Here is a 17,161-nt window from a genome sequence, read left to right as displayed (position 1 = left end):
TAATGGCAGATATCATTCAGTTATTGCCCGATCACGTGGCAAATCAAATTGCTGCCGGAGAGGTAGTACAGCGTCCGGCATCTGTAGTCAAGGAACTGCTTGAAAATGCCATAGACGCCAGAGCCACCATCATAAAACTAGTGGTTAAGGACGGCGGCAGGACCCTTATTCAGGTTATTGACAATGGTACCGGAATGAGCCATACTGATGCCAGGTTTTGTTTTGAACGGCATGCTACATCCAAGATTACATCTGCAGATGATTTATTTCAGATTAACACCAAGGGGTTTCGCGGAGAGGCCCTTGCGTCAATAGCAGCTATTGCACATGTAGAGCTGAATACCCGGGAAGGTCAGGCAGAATTGGGTACCGCTATAAAGATTGAAGGAGGAACGGTAGCCTCACAGGAATTTACGGCGGTCCCTGAGGGCACCTCCATTTCAGTAAAACACCTTTTCTTTAATATTCCTGCACGAAGGAATTTCCTGAAATCCCAGCAGGTAGAATTACGCCATATAACAGACGAATTCCACAGGGTGGCTTTGGCACACCCCGATATAGAGTTTCATTTTTTTCACAATGGGAGTGAGCTTTTCCACCTTCCACCTGCATCACTTAAAAAACGGATTGTGGGGATTTTCGGGGGTAAGACCAAGGAGAAGCTAGTGCCGGTTGAGGAGGAAACGGAAGTTGTTAAGTTACACGGTTTTATTTGCAAGCCAGAATATGCCAAAAAGAGCAGGGGAGAGCAATATTTCTTTGTCAATAACCGCTATATCAAAAGCCCTTACCTGCATCACGCCGTGGTGAGTGCATTTGAGGGCTTGCTTAGAGCAGACACACACCCAGGCTACTTTCTATACCTGGAAGTTGACCCTTCTTCTATTGATGTCAATATTCATCCTACCAAGACGGAGATCAAATTCGATGATGAGCATACCATCTATGCCATCCTGAGATCTGCTATCAAACACAGCCTCGGGCAGTTCAACATTGCCCCGGTTTTGGATTTTGACCAGGACCGGAACCTGGATACGCCCTATGCCTACCGTGATAAATCTGCCATACAGCCCAGGATTCAGGTAGACACGGGATACAACCCCTTTAAAGAAGATTCTGCCCAAACCTTTCGCCATTCAAGTCGGGAAAGAAGACCTGCGGCCGAATGGGAAGGGCTTTATGTGGGACTGGAATCTAAAATGAGTGAGGAGACCTCATTCAGCAGCGTACATCTCGAGTCTGAGGCTAACGCGCCATTATCCTTCGATCCTCTTTACGAAGACACGGAAACCCAATTAACCAGTTTTCAGCTTCGGAGGAAGTATGTAGTGACTACTATCAAATCCGGAATGCTGATTATTCATCAAAACAGGGCCCACCAGCGAATTCTTTACGAAAAGTTTTTAAAGATGGCGACCTTTAAGGAAGCGGTGAGCCAGCAATTGCTTTTTCCTTTGGTTTTGTCTTTTTCCAGATCTGAGATGAGCATTATTTCCGATATAAAGGAACAATTGGAAATGTTTGGATTTGTTTTTGAAGAAATGGGCGAAGAGCAATTGAAGATAGCAGGGATACCGGCCCTGGTAGCCGAAAATGAAGTAGGTATAGTGATGGACGAATTGATAGCAGAAGCCCAGGCACATGGGGACCAATTAGACACTTCGCCTGCCGATCTGCTTTCGCGTACACTGAGCAAGGCCCTGGCGGTAAAAACAGGAACTCCATTGAATGAGGCCTCGCGCCAGTCACTGGTAAATGACCTGTTTGCCTGCAGGGAACCTAAGTTGTGCCCTTTTCAAAAACCGGCCTATATCACCATGGCCGAAAGTGAAATCGATAAAAATTTTAATTAAATGGGTAGAGTTACCGATGCCATAAAGCATCTGTTGATTATCAACATCCTGTTTTTTGTAGCCACCAGTCTTTATGGTGATCAGATGTATCAGTGGTTTTCACTCTGGTTTCCTGAAAATTCAAATTTTGGTTTCTGGCAGGTGCTGTCGCACATGTTTATGCACGGCGGGTTTATGCATATTCTGTTTAATATGTATGCCCTGTGGGCCTTTGGGTCCCCACTGGAGCGCATGTGGGGAAGGAATAAATTCCTGTTTTTCTATTTTTCGGCCGGTCTGGGTGCTGCTGTTATCCATACGGCAGTAAATTATTATAATTTCAATGCAGGGATGGATGCCTTGCTGGCCGCAGGCTGGCAGGAAGACCAGGTCATGCAGATCATTATGGAGGGCAAATACAGTCCGGAATGGTACAATGCAGCATCGGAACGTACCATCACAAATTTTTTAGCAGCATTCAATACTCCTGCGGTAGGGGCTTCCGGAGCCATTTATGGAATATTGGTTGCTTTTGGGATGTCTTTTCCCAACAGCGAACTCTTCCTTATCTTCCTGCCGGTCCCTATAAAGGCCAAGTATTTTATCCCCGTCCTGGTGGCTCTGGATTTGTTCTCAGGGGTTACCGGAGTGTCTATATTTGGAAGTGGAATCGCACACTTTGCCCACGTTGGCGGGGCCTTGTTTGGGTTTATAATGATGTGGTACTGGAAGAAAAACCAGTTTAATCAAAATCGATGGGATTAAATGAGTACTGGAAATCTCAATTATCAATTTGCACGACTGAACACTGCTGAAAAGCTTATTGTCATCAACGTTGCCGTTTATATCATTCATGCGCTGGTTGTTTACCTGTTTGCATTAAACGGGAATGCTATAGTTCGCTGGTTTGAATTGCCGGCCGACTTTTTCGATATGCTGAGTCAGCCCTGGTCCCTGGTCACCTATTCCTTTTTTCATGGAGGTTTGTTGCACCTGTTCTTCAACATGCTGGTTTTGTATTATGTGGGGCGTATATTCCTTAATCTTTTCGGAAATAGAACCTTTACTAATGTCTATTTCCTTGGAGTTATTCTCGGGGGGCTGCTATTCCTGTTGAGTTACAATGTTTTTCCCGCCTTTATGGGAGGAAGGACCAGTCTTATTGGAGCTTCTGCAGGAGTAACGGCAGTTTTGATTTTCGTGTGCGCCTATATGCCCAATCAGGAGGTACGCCTGTTATTTTTTAATGTGAAATTATGGCATATAGGAGCCTTTATTGTTCTTATGGATCTGGTCATGATTACCGCCGATCAGAACCCAGGCGGACGCATAGCACATCTCGGTGGAGCAGTGCTTGGCTATTATTATGCCCGAAGACTATTGAATGGGCAGGACATTGGTAAGGGTTTTTCCGCGTTGCTGGACAGTCTGGCTTCCCTATTCAAAAAGCAAGAGAAAAAAGCCCCGATGAAAACCGTTTATCGCAAAAATGGAAAAACTGGTAAAAAGTCACCGGATTATCAAAAAGAAAGCAGGCAGCGCAAAATAGACGCTATTTTGGACAAGATTAGTAAATCCGGCTACGAAAGCCTTTCCAAAGAAGAGAAAGATTTCCTGTTTAAGGCAGGAAAGGAGGACTGAGCTATGAGACTGGCTTCAGGTATTCGCAAGTTTTTTGTACTTCTCAATGTTGCAGCGGCTTTTACGCTTTTACTGGCTTGTTATAATGCTTATAAACCTATCCCTTCACTCCCGCTAGTAGATGTAATTGGAATACTGGTTCCACCATTGATGATTATCAACTTACTGTTCCTGGTATTTTGGATATGGATAAAAAAACAATTTGCCTTAATCTCCGCGATTTCCTTATTAGTGGGATTCTGGTGTTTTGGGAGTATATATGAAATCCAATTTCTTAAACCGGATTTATCGGAAAAAGATCTTTCCATTTTTAGTTATAATGTACAGGGATTCAAATATTGGGCAGGGAAGGAAGCTTCAGGGATAGTTAGTATAGATATTCTAGAATTTATTTCTGAGCAGGATCCGGATGTTGTTTGTTTTCAGGAATACAAACCGGTAAGGCCGGAATTAATAGCCAGTTATCCATTCCGATACTATACCCCACACGGAACTGGAAGAACCAGTCAGGCTATTCTCTCTAAATACCCTATTGCAAATGGCGGGTCTCTTAATTTTCCTAATAGCGGCAACAATGCTATTTATGCAGATGTGGCCTATGGAAAAGATACAATCAGGATATATAATGTGCACCTTCAATCTTACTGGATTTATTCCTTCAGATCCCTGATTAAAAGGAATGCAGGCAAGGATTTTATGAAGCGTTTGCAACATACCGCTGCTAAACACCGTGAACAGGCCGTTATCCTGGAGAATCACCGAAAGTCTTCGAATCATCCGGTGGTTTATGCTGGTGATTTTAATCAGCCACCATATTCACCCAGTTTTAGACGTCTGTCTGAAGATATGAAGGATTCATTCCGGGAAGAAGGCGGGGGTTGGGGGACTACCTTCAAACGCAACTATATTTCTGCAAGAATCGATTTTATCCTGGCTGATGACCAGGCTTTTGAAGTAATTGATCATCAGAATTTTAATATCAGGAAATCAGATCACCTCCCGGTAATGGCCCGCCTGAAATATCGATCAAATTAACAGGCAATCTGCGGTATCTGCGAGCATATGTATTAGAAAAGCCAGACCCCAAATGCGGGTTTTGGCGGGAAATAGAAGTGCTATGTAGACGCCAATAGCCCAAAAGGTATGCAAGGGATGAAATCCCATACTGCAGCGGTCAGGATCAAAAACCGGATTGGCCAGCAAGTGATCCACATCCAGCAGTATACCCCCTAGCAAGATCAATACAGCCCGCAAACGATACTGCGGAAAGGCAAGGACTCCTATGGCTATGGGCAACAGGAAATGTATTCCGTAATGTATAAATTCCCTATACATCAAGGCTGAGTGTTTGATTCCTCAGATAATCGACGGCCCTGCTACCTTCGTTAAAAAGCAGGTCCAGAATGCTGAGATTGCTGATAAACCCGTGTCTATCTCCAAATACCTGAATATAGGGCACCTGCTGTGGTGGTTTTTCTCCTTTGGAATGTACCAGATCGCGGGCATCCAGCATATCAACTGCAGGTTGGAGGTAGCTTTTTGTCCTTTTATCCTGAAAGGGTAATTGCAGGCATTCGCAAATTGCAGCAATAGTCTTGAGGTTAAAATCCATCAGGTACCTTTCCTTTCTTTCAAAAAGGGGGGCCAGGTCGTCCTCATAGAACTCAAAAAAAGGTGAGGTGCGGTAGGCCGTTTGCAGGGTTCTCCAATGTTGACGTGGCCAGTTTTCCGAATAATCTATCTGTACATCACGGTATAGTTGCCTGCCTTCTTTACCTCCAACATGTTTAATGGGAATGTTTAGCATCAACCTGCCCTGATCCGTACAGATATAACAGCGGTTGCGATAGGTTTGTTTCTGGTAATTATCCCATGTTTCCCAAACGATCTCGTGCCGAGCCAGTATTGAAAAAGTATGGATGTTGGGGAAATAGACCGGATGCAATAAAACAGGCATGGGTCTTATACCTTTTGTTTGGCTTTTTTCCTGCGTTTGCGGAAAAAGTCAAATACCAGCCATGCCCCGAGTACCACAAGGAAATGGCGGAAATAGGAGCGGGGCTCCCCATCTCCTCCAACGGTGGTGAAGATACGATCCCACCTGGGTTTCCAATTGCTGATACCGTCATTGAAATTGTCAAAGCTCAACCAGATGAATACGGGCTTACCAACAATATGGTCAGCAGGTACATATCCCCAGGTGCGGGAATCTTCAGAGTGGTCCCGGTTGTCTCCCATCATCCAGTAGTAATCCTTTTTGAAGGTGTAGGAATCAGCCACTTCCCCATTGATCAGGATCTGGTTTCCGGAAACATCCACAGTATTCCCCTCATAGTCCCGTATGATTTTCTTGTATAACGGAAGAGTACCCAGGTCCAGTTTAACCTCATCTCCTTTGCCCGGGATATAGATGGGACCGAAATTGTCGTTATTCCAGGCATAATCCCGGTGATTGGGGAAAATATTGTACCCCTTGACCCCAGCAGGTTCAATTATCTTAACAACAGAGTCAATGCTTTTACTCTGCTCCAATTGAATCAGCATTTCATCCGTTAAGGTGACCGATCTTTGCCTCGCCGTAACTTCCTTTAGTGAAATACCGGCCGACCGGATTACCTTGATTGGTATGCCATTGGCATTGGTGTATAATTCTATGTCCCCCCGGGCATTTTGTCCCCCGCCCAATAGGTAGGGATTCAGGGCATTGAGCTGTGCCTGACTCAGTGGAGGTGATACATATGTTCTTGTAAATTCAGATACTCCCAATTCCAGGAGCAGGCGGGAAGAAACCCCTTTCTGGGCGTAGACATTATAATCGTACTGCGGTTTTGCCCGGTCGGACAACTGTAGTTTCTCCCCATTGATATATATGTAACTGTCTATAATCTGAAGGGAATCCCCGGGTGTTCCAACACAGCGCTTTACGTAGTTCGACTTTTTATCGATTGGCTTCTTAACCCCTTTTTCCCTTTTGAAAAAGATGCGTACCGTATCTGCAGGCCAGCTGAAGACCACAATATCGTTTTTCTTCACTTTTTGGAAACCGGGCAGCCTGAAGTAGGGGAGTTGAGGTTTATTGAGATAAGACCTTATCCCCAATCCGGGAATGGTATCGTGAACCATAGGGGCGGCTATAGTCGTCATGGGTGCGCGTGCTCCGTAATGAAATTTACTTACAAACAGCAGGTCACCTATTCGCAAGGTCCGCTCTAGGGAACCTGTTGGGATTACATAGGGCTGTATAAAATAGGTGTGAACGAGGGTAGCGGCCACAACGGCAAAAACAATAGAACTTACCCATTCTCCCAGGCTGCTTTTGGGGTGCAGACTCCTGTCTTCGATATATTCGACTTCAAGGGCGTAATTGACGTAGTAAATATAGAACCCCAGCGTCAGGATTACCAGCCAGGTTTCGGGTAAATTATTACGACCAAAGCTGCGGATTGTTTCAACCCAGACTACCGGGAACATCAGCAGGTTAATAATGGGTATAAATAAGAGGATCACCCACCATTTTGGCCTGCGAATAATTTGCATTAATACCAGGGCATTATAAACAGGAACCAGCGCTTCCCACGGCTTACGACCTGCTTTTTTATACAACTTCCAGGTGCCTCCGAAATGGATTACCTGCACGATCAAAATAAATATTATCCAAGCTGTTCCGTTCATCGCTCTATTGCCTTTCGATTCACTTTCCAGGAAATGAATCCCTTATTTTTTGTAACAATACATTAAATGCACGAGAATAATCCCCTGCTTAACCCAGGTTTAACACATCCTGCATGGAAAAAACACCCTTTTTTCCCAATAGCCATTCAGCTGCTATTACGGCTCCTTCGGCGAACCCTTGTCGGGAATGCGCCGTATGTTGAATCCTGATCTGATCAATGCTGCTGTCATAATCAACCGTATGGGTGCCAGCATAGTCCCCAATGCGTTTTGAAGTAATGGGTATTTCTCCTTCTCGGGCATTGCCCAGTTTCCAGTGGGTATAATCTGAATTTTCCAGTATGCCTTCAGCTATTGTGATGGCTGTGCCGCTGGGGGCATCCTGCTTTTCAGTGTGATGTATCTCTTCGATGGATACCTCATACTGTTTCAGGGGCGCCATTTTTTGAGCAAGGAATTCGTTCAGTGCAAAAAAGATATTTACACCAAGGCTGAAATTGGAAGCATAAAGGAATGCGCCTTCCAATTCGTTGCAGCGCTTTACAATATGGGAGTACTGGTCTAACCAGCCTGTAGTTCCGGAAACCACGGGAACATCATTTTCAAGAGCTTTTTCAATATTGGTAACGGCTGCTTCAGGGACACTGAAATCTATCGCTATGTCTATCTCCCTGAAGTCTATATCCTCAAGATTCCCCATATCAATTCTCGCCTTTATCTCATGCCCCCTTTTCATGGCAATACCTTCAATCATTTTGCCCATTTTACCATATCCGAACAATGCAATCCTCATAGCTAAAATTTAAGGGTTAGTGATACTCCATAATTGGGGTCGGATGTTATGGGGTGGTACTCCAGGTAGGGTTGCAGGTCGAACGTAAGGTTTTCATCTACATTGAACTGTCTTAAATGGGCATCCACGTTGGCATCTATAATATTCAGGGCGTATAGCGCAATGGTGATCAATAAGGCCAGGTCACGGTCTCTTTGATAGCGTTCCTGTGCATCCTGCAGGGCCTGATCCGAAAGATCCGGGCTTCCAGGCACTAGCCCACTATTATTCACATCATAAAATTCGTCATCTGTAAATCCTGCCCTCCTCCTTTTAAACGCATCGCGGAACCGGTTGTAAAGATCATCGTTGTAGATATACGCGTATACCCCTGTACCAATGGCGCCGTAGACAATTGGTAATTTCCAGTAGCGCCGGTTGTATATCTGGCCGAGGCCGGGAAAGACAGCCGAATAAAACGCTGCCTTACTGGGAGCCAGTGGATTTACCCGCCTTTTGTCCAGCTTCCCGTTAACCACTACACCTCTTTTCCTCATTTCTGTCTTCAGGGAATCCGACGAACGTTCCGCAGAAGATTTTTCCTGGGAAAAGCAGGGGAGAATAACCATGAAAAGGAAAACGACTAGGAAGAGGTTTTTAGTCACCTGTAATAAGTTTGGACAAACGTAAGAATTCCGCTTCAGACTCAAAAGGAATGGTGATTTTTCCTTTCCCAGATTTTGAGGTGGAAACACCCACCTTTGCTGAAAGGTAATTCTGCAGGGCCTTAATCTGTTCCGGGGCAATTTGTGAGCCTGGACTTCCAGAACCAGATGTATTATCAGTTGATTCCGGTTTGTGGTAATCCTGCACTGCTTTTTCGGTATCCCTTACCGACCAGTTTTGTCCCACAATTTTTTCATACAGATCGATCTGATCTGAGGTATCCTGAATATTAACCAGGGCCCGTCCATGGCCCATGCTGATAAAGCCATCTCGGATACCCGTTTGTATAATGGGATCCAGTCGCAACAACCGCAGATAATTGGTAATCGTAGAACGCTTTTTTCCAACACGTTCACTCAGTTTTTCCTGAGTAAGCTCTATTTCTTCTATAAGCCGCTTATAGGAAAGTGCAATTTCAATGGGGTCAAGGTCCTGCCGCTGAATATTTTCCACCAGGGCCATTTCCAGGGTCTCCTGGTCATTGGCTATGCGAATATAAGCGGGGATGGTTTCCAAACCAATACGTTTGGAGGCCCTGAACCTTCGTTCGCCCGATACCAGCTGGAATTTATTGAAATCGATTTTACGAACAGTTATGGGCTGTATCAACCCAAGTTCCCGAATGGAAGAAGCCAGTTCTTCCAGGTTTTCCTCATTGAAGTTAGACCTGGGCTGGAAAGGGTTGACCTCAATAGTATCCAGATCCAGTTCCACGATATTGCCCACAAGCTTTTCCGCATTTTTGTCGGTTGCTGTGCGGATATCGTTTTCCGGATCCTTAAGCAGTGCAGAAAGGCCCCTGCCCAATGCTTGTTTTTTAGTTGCCCTGGCCATTATACCGTCTCCCTGTTCTTTTTGAGTAATTCATCTGCCATGTTCAGGTAATTAGTTGCCCCCTTGCTGCTTGCATCGTATTTGATAATGCTTTCGCCGTAGCTTGGTGCTTCTCCCAGCCGCACATTGCGCTGGATGATGGTGTCGAAAACCATATCCCCGAAATGTTTTTTCACTTCGCTGACCACCTGATTAGACAGCCGAAGCCTGGAGTCGTACATGGTTAATAACATGCCTTCAATATCCAGGTCTGGATTATGTATGCGCTGAACACTTTTGATGGTATTCAGCAATTTGCCCAGTCCTTCAAGGGCAAAGTATTCACACTGAATGGGTATGATAACGGAGTCTGCCGATGTGAGTGCATTCAGGGTCAGTAATCCCAGTGAAGGGGCACAGTCTATCAGGATATAATCGTACTGTTCTTTCAAATCCACTATGGCCTGTTTCAGCATGGATTCCCGGGAATCCTTGTCTACCAGTTCTATTTCAATGGCCACAAGGTCTATATGAGAAGGGATCAGGTCTACATTGGGGGAAGAGGTCTTGATTATGGTATCCCTGGCATCTGCCGTATGCTCCAGCATCTGATAGGTCCCCACTTCTACCTCGTCCACCTCAATTCCAAGGCCGGAAGTGGCATTGGCCTGAGGGTCGGCATCGATTACAAGAACGCTTTTTTCCAGTACCCCCAGCGAGGCGGCCAGGTTAACTGTTGTAGTGGTTTTTCCAACCCCACCTTTCTGGTTGGCTATAGCAATAATTTTGCCCATCGTCTTAAGTAAGTTAGGGTTTAAAAATACGATTATTTGGCTAGCGATAAAATGTAACTTGTTAACAGCAGGTGAATAACTTTAGGTTCCCGTGTTAAAGTTTTAATTACATCCAGGGGCAATGCAAAAAGTTCAGGGGCAAACATTGTGTCCCTGAACTTTGATATTGATTGGAATTCAACTCCCTATTCGGAAGAAGCCATCAGGATGTTCAGTATTTCAATGGCGGCATCGCTTATTTTGGTTCCTGGTCCAAAAACAGCAGTAGCGCCGGCTTCAAACAGGAAGTTGTAGTCCTGCTTGGGGATAACCCCGCCCACAATGACCATGATGTCTTCTCTTTCGTTCTTTTTGAGTTCCTCCAGAACCTGCGGCACCAGGGTTTTATGTCCGGCGGCCAGGGAAGATACCCCCAGAATATGTACATCGTTTTCCACGGCCTGTTTCGCAGCCTCGGCCGGGGTCTGGAATAGCGGCCCTATGTCTACATCAAAACCGAGGTCGGCATATCCAGTAGCTACTACTTTGGCTCCCCTGTCGTGGCCGTCCTGTCCCATTTTGGCGATCATAATACGAGGCCTGCGGCCCTCCAGTTCTGCAAACTGGTCGGCCAGTTCCCGCGCTTTTTTAAAGCTTTCGTCGTCTTTGATTTCTTTTGCGTACACTCCGGTAAAGGATTGGATTTTGGCTTTGTAACGATTAAAGGCTACCTCCAGGGCATCGCTGATTTCCCCAAGGGTGGCTTTTGCACGCGCTGCCTCCAAAGCTAAAGCTAATAAATTTTCCTGTTTGCCGTTGCCCGATTTAGCTTTGGCGGCCAGGGTTAGCCTTTGTAAGGCTTTTTGTACCGCGTCATTGTCTCGCTCTGCCCTCAATTGCTCAATACGGGCAATTTGTTGCCTCCTCACTTCAGCGTTGTCTACTTCGAGGATCTGCAGGGTCTCTTCCTCTTCCAGCTGATATTGGTTTACCCCTACAATGATGTCCTGACCGCTGTCTATTCTTGCTTGTTTTTTGGCTGCAGCCTGTTCTATCCGCATTTTGGGGATTCCTGCTTCTATGGCCTTAGTCATTCCACCGTGTTCCTCCACTTCCTCGAGAAGTTCCCACGCCTTGCGGGCTAACTGGTCCGTCAGGTATTCCACGTAATAACTTCCTGCCCAGGGATCCACCGTCCGGTTAATCTGGGTTTCCTCCTGAAGGAACAACTGCGTATTGCGGGCAATCCTTGCGGAAAAGTCAGTTGGAAGGGCTATGGCCTCATCCAGTGCATTGGTGTGCAGGCTCTGAGTACCCCCAAAAGCGGCGGCCGCCGCTTCAATGGTAGTCCTAGCCACATTGTTGAAAGGATCCTGTTCGGTAAGGCTCCATCCACTGGTCTGGCAGTGAGTTCTTAAAGCGAGCGACTTTGGGTTTTTTGGGTTGAACTGTTTCACGAGTTTTGCCCAGAGCATCCTTCCCGCCCTCATTTTGGCAATTTCCATAAAATGGTTCATCCCAATAGCCCAGAAAAAAGAAAGGCGCGGGGCAAACTGATCAATATCCAGCCCTGCCTTGAGCCCTGTACGGATGTATTCCAGCCCGTCTGCCAGGGTATAGGCAAGTTCAATATCGGCTGTGGCCCCTGCTTCCTGCATATGATATCCGGAGATGCTGATGCTGTTGAAGCGAGGCATGTTCTTACTTGTGTATTCAAAAATATCAGCAATGATCTGCATGGAAGGCGCAGGAGGATATATGTACGTATTCCGGACCATGAACTCCTTCAGGATATCGTTCTGTATGGTGCCCGCCAATTGTTCGGGTTTTACACCCTGGGCTTCCGCTGCTACGATATAAAAGGCCATTATGGGCAGTACCGCCCCATTCATGGTCATGGAAACCGACATTTTATCCAGGGGGATCCCGTCAAAGAGAATCTTCATATCTTCCACAGAATCGATCGCTACCCCGGCCTTGCCTACGTCGCTTACAACCCGTTCGTGGTCGCTGTCGTACCCGCGGTGGGTAGGCAGGTCAAAGGCCACAGAAAGGCCTTTTTGTCCGGCTGCAAGGTTCCTCCGGTAAAAAGCGTTGCTTTCCTCGGCCGTAGAAAAGCCGGCGTATTGCCTTATCGTCCATGGGCGCCTGACATACATAGTGCTATAGGGTCCCCTGAGGTAGGGTGGTATTCCCGCGGCAAAATCAAGGTGATTCAGATGTGCAGTATCCTCTTTAGTGTAAAACGATTTCACGCTTATGTCTTCTGCGGTATTGAATACGGACCGCTCTCCTGTTTGCTTCGATACCCCGTGAGAAACGGTTTCCAACTTCAAATGATCGAGCCTGGGTCTATTCATCTTGTAGTCTTTTTTGTTCTTCTTTTTCAGCCAGTCTTTTCGCCAGGATGGGCTCAACTGCCGTTTTTCGGGATCCCTTTTGGAGGAAAGGTGATTTTTCAAGGTTGTCCTTCATCCGGTCTGCAGGATTGGGGTATTTATTACTGCCTATGAGCACCAGTTCACCCGAGTCATATGCTTGCTGTTCTTTAGCTGCGCTTTCCCTGATCTTGCGTTGCAGGGTCTGATTTTTCATTTGTGCCAGCCATCCGCCTCCTTTTTCAATACTCTTGAAAAGAGCGAGGGCTTCTTCGGCCAGTTGTAAAGTAAGACTTTCAATATAATAGGCTCCATCGGCTGCATTGCTCACCTTATCGAAATAACTCTCCTTTTTAAGTATAAGCAATTGATTACGGGAAATCCGGTCACCGAAGTCATTAGACTCATGATAAAGTGCGTCATAAGGCAGATTTATGACCGTATTGGCCCCCCCAAGTACAGCGGACATACATTCCGTGGTGGTCCGCAGCATATTCACGTTGTAGTCGTACAGGGTTTTATTCCGTTTGGAAGGTTGGGCCACTATATGGCAGTGCCCGGGCAGTTGATATTCCGGGGCCAGGGAATTCCAGAGCAACCTTAGCGCTCTGAGTTTGGCGATTTCACTGAAATAATTCGCTCCCATCCCTGCCCTGAAGCAGATGATTGGGGCTTTCTGGGAAGCTGGTTCCAGGGTCTCCCTGTAACGGATGAGGTACTCGTTTGCATGGGCCAGGGCATAGGCCAGCTGTTGTACTGCATTAGCTCCCGCGTTCTGGTATATATCCGTTTCTATAAGGATTACTGGCTGTTCCGGGAAATCCAGCAATAGTTCTCCGAGCATTTCAAAATCCCCGGCTTCGTTGGCTTCCCAGTTCCCTGTCCTGGCAAGGTTTCCCAATGGATCTACCCCCGGGAACAATTGCCCTCCTGATCCTTTTGCATATTCGAGAAAGGGCTTTGCGCGTTCCAATGACGAAGAATCAAACTCAAGGTAAACGGGAAGATCCCTCAGGTCTATCCCCTCAAAAAGTGTTTTAGGATTTATAGCTGCATCCGGAATTTGAAAAACCAGGCTTTCTATCCCCTTGGCGAGCAGATCATGAGCCTCTTTGTTGGCTTGTTTAGCATCTTTAACCCGGAGTCGCTGACCAATAGACCATTGTTCCGGAGGAGCGGGAATGTTGGTATCATCTCCCGTGTAATCATCCCTGTTATAGAACGGTTTAATCTTCAGGCCTTCAGGACTATTCCAGACCAGTGTTTCATTGTAATCCGCCCCTTTTAAATCTACCTGGATTTTTTGTTTCCAGGCTTTGGTTGGCACCGAATCAAAATCGGCAAATAGGGTTTTATTATTCATCCTTTTTGGATTTTAGGCTGTCTTCATACTCAATAAGGTAGATCTCCTCGTTTTTCTTTTTAAGATAGTATTGTTCCCTGGCAAATTTTTCCAGTTCCTCAGGGTCCGAGAGTTTATCCAGTACCTGCTTATCCCTGTTGATTTCTGAACGAAGAAATTCTTTTTGTTTTTCCAGTTTTTGAATTTCCTTCTTGAGTTCCATATGGATCAAAAGGGAGTTGGTATCGAAAAAGACCATCCAGATGACAAAGACCGTAAGAACTAATATGTACAGGTTCGTCAGTATGCTAAACCATTTTCTTTTTTTTAAGTCTTTCCAACCCATGGGAGCTATTGGATTTTCTCGTTGATAATGGTTCTTACTATATCGATGGCCACAGTGTTGTATTTATTGTTGGGGATGATAATATCTGCATACTCCTTTGTGGGCTCAATAAACTGATCGTGCATTGGTTTCAGGGTTGTCTGGTAGCGGTAAAGCACTTCTTCTATGTCACGTCCCCTTTCATTGATATCCCTTTTCAAACGGCGAATTAGTCGCTCATCAGAATCGGCGTGCACGTAGATTTTAATATCGAACATTTCTCTGATCATTGGATTGGTCATAATGAGGATGCCTTCCACGATCATCACTTTCCTGGGTTCGGTCATCAGGGTTTCCCCCGTCCTGTTGTGCTGAGTAAAGGAATAAACGGGTTGTTCAATAGCATGACCTTGTTTCAGCCTGGACAGGTGTTCTCCCAGCAGATCAAAATCTATGGCTTTAGGGTGGTCAAAATTTACCTGTACCCTTTCCTCATAGGACAAATGGGACAGGTCATTGTAATAACTGTCCTGTGTAATGACCCCTACGTGATCCAGGGTTAACTCCTCAATTAACTGGTTTACAACCGTGGTCTTTCCACATCCCGTACCACCGGCAATCCCAATGATTAGCATACTGCTTATTTTACTTCAAAAATAAGGAATTGCTACAACAATCCTGCTTCTAAAAGCTTTCCGGATACAGATCCATAATTACGGTGGAGATTTACAATAAAACATGACAAAATTCATGTTTACTACTGTTCTCAGCCCCTACATTTGTTGGTAATTTGCAAGATATGCCCTTTTCGAATTCCGCTCAGAATTACGAAAATCCCAGACTCGAAAATGACGATTGATTTTGGTGTCGTTCGTAACTTTAGGGTTATATTAGGGACTTCAAACCAGACGATTTTATATAAGATCATCAACATAAAAAATCTATGGAAGACCAATTTAAGGTAAAGGTTAACGAAGAACTGGAGTACCAGCTAAATTTGGAAGACCTTTCTTCATTGGATGCCCTGGCCACCTCGCCCACATCCTATCATGTGCTGGTAGACAGCAAGCCTTTCACAGCTCAAATACTGCAGTCTGATTTCCATAAAAAGAGCTATGAAATAAAGATCAACAGCAATACCTATTCCATTACCATTGAAGACAAGCTGGATCTTCTGATCGATCAGATGGGATTTGCACTTTCTTCTGCCCGAAATATCAGTTCTATTGAAGCACCAATGCCGGGATTAATCCTGGAGATTAGTGTGGAAGTTGGACAGGAGGTACAAGAAGACGACCCGCTTCTTATCCTTGAGGCCATGAAAATGGAAAATGTGATTACGTCGCCAAGGGCGGGGATAATCAAATCCATACAGGTGTCCCAGGGGGATGCTGTAGACAAGGACAATCTGCTTATTGAATTTGAATAACAACCACAATAGATGAAAAAGATTCTAATTGCCAATCGTGGTGAAATAGCCATCAGGGTAATGAGTACCGCCCGGAAGATGGGGATCAAAACAGTGGCCGTATATTCTGCTGCCGACCGGAACGCTCCGCATGTCCGTTATGCAGATGAGGCTGTTTATATTGGAGAAGCTCCTTCAAACCAATCTTACCTCAGGGGGGATAAGATTATTGAGGTTGCCAAATCCCTGAAGGCAGATGCCATTCACCCGGGTTACGGATTTCTTAGTGAGAATGCCGATTTTGCTGAGGAGGTTGAGCGAAATGGACTCATATTTATAGGACCCAAGTCCAAAGCTATCCGTATGATGGGAAGCAAACTGGCGGCCAAGGAAGCTGTAAAGCAATATAATATTCCAATGGTACCCGGCATAGACGAGGCTATTACTGATGTTGCCAAGGCGAAATCCATAGCAAAGGAAATAGGTTTCCCTATACTTATTAAAGCCTCGGCAGGTGGGGGTGGAAAAGGGATGAGGATCGTGGAAAAGGAGAAAGACCTGGAATCCCAGATGAAAAGGGCAATAAGCGAAGCTACTTCGGCCTTTGGAGACGGTTCGGTCTTCATTGAAAAGTATGTGACTTCTCCCCGGCACGTGGAGATTCAGGTAATGGCAGACAGCCATGGGAACATCCTTTATTTCTTTGAACGTGAGTGCAGCGTGCAAAGGAGGCACCAGAAGGTAGTTGAGGAGGCACCTTCTGCTATTCTGAGTCCTGAACTGCGCAAAGAAATGGGCATTGCTGCAACCAAAGTGGCCGAGTCCTGTGATTATCTGGGTGCGGGAACAGTTGAGTTCCTGATGGACGCAGACCTGAATTTTTACTTTCTGGAAATGAATACACGTCTTCAGGTGGAACACCCTGTATCTGAGCTTATAACCGGTGTGGACCTGGTAGAATTGCAGATACGTGTGGCACGGGGTGAGGCCCTCCCAATGAAGCAGGAAGATTTGAAAATAAATGGCCATGCAATAGAACTTCGGGTTTATGCTGAAGATCCGCTGAACGATTTCCTTCCCAGTGTGGGAAAACTGGAAAAGTACAGGCTTCCTGTTGGGGAAGGCATCCGTGTGGATAATGGATTCGAAGAGGGTATGGATGTCCCTATTTACTACGATCCCATGCTATCCAAGTTAATCACCTACGGAAAGAGCAGGGAAGAGGCCATTGAATTGATGATTGAAGCCATAGACGACTATGAAGTTAAGGGCGTAATGACTACACTGCCTTTCGGGCGTTTTGTATGCGAACACGAGGCATTCCGATCCGGGAATTTCGACACCCATTTCGTGAAGAACTACTATTCTCCTGAAATGCTCCAAAAAAACACAGAGGAAGAAGCGCGTATTGCAGCAGTTATTGCCCTGAAACAATACTTCAAAGATCAAAAGGTACTACGTATCCCAAACAATTAAAGT

The 17,161-nt window shown here is 45.7% G+C and carries 17 protein-coding genes; 6 read left to right on the top strand and 11 right to left on the bottom strand.

Annotation, left to right across the window (positions count from 1 at the left end; genetic code table 11):
- Positions 1-2: 2 nt before the first annotated feature.
- The 4 genes from mutL to OO016_RS12425 are packed head-to-tail and all read left to right on the top strand — an operon-like array spanning position 3 to position 4,508.
- Positions 3-1,853 carry a DNA mismatch repair endonuclease MutL gene (gene mutL / locus OO016_RS12440; RefSeq protein ID WP_266014517.1) on the top strand — a complete coding sequence of 617 codons (1,851 nt, stop codon included), beginning with the start codon at positions 3-5 and terminating at the stop codon, positions 1,851-1,853.
- A complete protein-coding gene (locus OO016_RS12435) occupies positions 1,854-2,597 on the top strand; it encodes a rhomboid family intramembrane serine protease (RefSeq protein ID WP_266014515.1) in 744 nt (247 codons plus the stop codon).
- Entirely contained in the window at positions 2,598-3,473 is an 876-nt protein-coding gene (locus OO016_RS12430) for a rhomboid family protein (protein ID WP_266014513.1), read from the top strand.
- Between the two features lie 3 nt (positions 3,474-3,476).
- Positions 3,477-4,508, top strand: coding sequence for an endonuclease/exonuclease/phosphatase family protein (locus tag OO016_RS12425; protein WP_266014511.1), 1,032 nt, complete (start codon positions 3,477-3,479; stop codon positions 4,506-4,508).
- Here the strand turns inward: OO016_RS12425 and OO016_RS12420 are convergent.
- From OO016_RS12420 to udk, 11 genes are all read right to left on the bottom strand, one after another.
- Positions 4,500-4,808 carry a DUF6122 family protein gene (locus OO016_RS12420; protein ID WP_266014509.1) on the bottom strand — a complete coding sequence of 103 codons (309 nt, stop codon included), beginning with the start codon at positions 4,806-4,808 and terminating at the stop codon, positions 4,500-4,502. The two genes, OO016_RS12425 and OO016_RS12420, sit on opposite strands and share 9 nt — an antisense overlap.
- Complete coding sequence (locus tag OO016_RS12415) at positions 4,801-5,430, bottom strand: WbqC family protein (protein ID WP_266014507.1); 630 nt, start codon at positions 5,428-5,430, stop codon at positions 4,801-4,803. Before OO016_RS12415 ends, OO016_RS12420 begins: the two co-directional genes overlap by 8 nt.
- A gap of 5 nt (positions 5,431-5,435) precedes the next feature.
- Complete coding sequence (gene lepB / locus OO016_RS12410; protein WP_266014505.1) at positions 5,436-7,145, bottom strand: signal peptidase I; 1,710 nt, start codon at positions 7,143-7,145, stop codon at positions 5,436-5,438.
- A gap of 88 nt (positions 7,146-7,233) precedes the next feature.
- On the bottom strand, positions 7,234-7,938 hold the full coding sequence (gene dapB, locus OO016_RS12405) for a 4-hydroxy-tetrahydrodipicolinate reductase (RefSeq protein ID WP_266014503.1): 705 nt from the start codon (positions 7,936-7,938) through the stop codon (positions 7,234-7,236).
- Positions 7,939-7,940: 2 nt separating this feature from the next.
- The gene (locus tag OO016_RS12400) at positions 7,941-8,582 is read right to left on the bottom strand and encodes a DUF5683 domain-containing protein (protein ID WP_266014501.1); all 642 of its coding nucleotides are present in this window, start codon (positions 8,580-8,582) and stop codon (positions 7,941-7,943) included.
- Complete coding sequence (locus OO016_RS12395; RefSeq protein ID WP_266014498.1) at positions 8,575-9,477, bottom strand: ParB/RepB/Spo0J family partition protein; 903 nt, start codon at positions 9,475-9,477, stop codon at positions 8,575-8,577. The genes OO016_RS12400 and OO016_RS12395 overlap by 8 nt, the downstream gene beginning before the upstream one ends.
- Positions 9,477-10,250: a ParA family protein gene (locus tag OO016_RS12390; protein ID WP_266014496.1), complete on the bottom strand. Its 774-nt coding sequence runs from the start codon at positions 10,248-10,250 to the stop codon at positions 9,477-9,479. The genes OO016_RS12395 and OO016_RS12390 overlap by 1 nt, the downstream gene beginning before the upstream one ends.
- Positions 10,251-10,435: 185 nt before the next feature.
- Positions 10,436-12,589, bottom strand: coding sequence for a methylmalonyl-CoA mutase (scpA, locus tag OO016_RS12385; RefSeq protein ID WP_266014492.1), 2,154 nt, complete (start codon positions 12,587-12,589; stop codon positions 10,436-10,438).
- Positions 12,582-13,970 (bottom strand): methylmalonyl-CoA mutase subunit beta, encoded by a 1,389-nt coding sequence (locus OO016_RS12380; protein WP_266014489.1) that lies wholly within the window; start codon positions 13,968-13,970, stop codon positions 12,582-12,584. The genes scpA and OO016_RS12380 overlap by 8 nt, the downstream gene beginning before the upstream one ends.
- Positions 13,963-14,295: an FtsB family cell division protein gene (locus OO016_RS12375; RefSeq protein WP_266014487.1), complete on the bottom strand. Its 333-nt coding sequence runs from the start codon at positions 14,293-14,295 to the stop codon at positions 13,963-13,965. The genes OO016_RS12380 and OO016_RS12375 overlap by 8 nt, the downstream gene beginning before the upstream one ends.
- Positions 14,296-14,300: 5 nt before the next feature.
- Complete coding sequence (gene udk, locus OO016_RS12370) at positions 14,301-14,909, bottom strand: uridine kinase (RefSeq protein WP_266014485.1); 609 nt, start codon at positions 14,907-14,909, stop codon at positions 14,301-14,303.
- 308 nt (positions 14,910-15,217) lie between these two features.
- Between udk and OO016_RS12365 the strand changes: the two genes are divergently transcribed.
- Positions 15,218-15,703 carry an acyl-CoA carboxylase biotin carboxyl carrier protein subunit gene (locus OO016_RS12365; protein ID WP_266014483.1) on the top strand — a complete coding sequence of 162 codons (486 nt, stop codon included), beginning with the start codon at positions 15,218-15,220 and terminating at the stop codon, positions 15,701-15,703.
- 12 nt (positions 15,704-15,715) lie between these two features.
- Positions 15,716-17,158 carry an acetyl-CoA carboxylase biotin carboxylase subunit gene (locus OO016_RS12360; protein WP_266014482.1) on the top strand — a complete coding sequence of 481 codons (1,443 nt, stop codon included), beginning with the start codon at positions 15,716-15,718 and terminating at the stop codon, positions 17,156-17,158.
- Positions 17,159-17,161 lie beyond the last annotated feature (3 nt).

This window comes from Lentiprolixibacter aurantiacus (assembly GCF_026241225.1).
Lineage (GTDB): Bacteria > Bacteroidota > Bacteroidia > Flavobacteriales > Flavobacteriaceae > Lentiprolixibacter > Lentiprolixibacter aurantiacus.
Note: the sequence above shows the minus strand (reverse complement) of the source record. Positions and strands in the feature narration are given on the sequence as shown.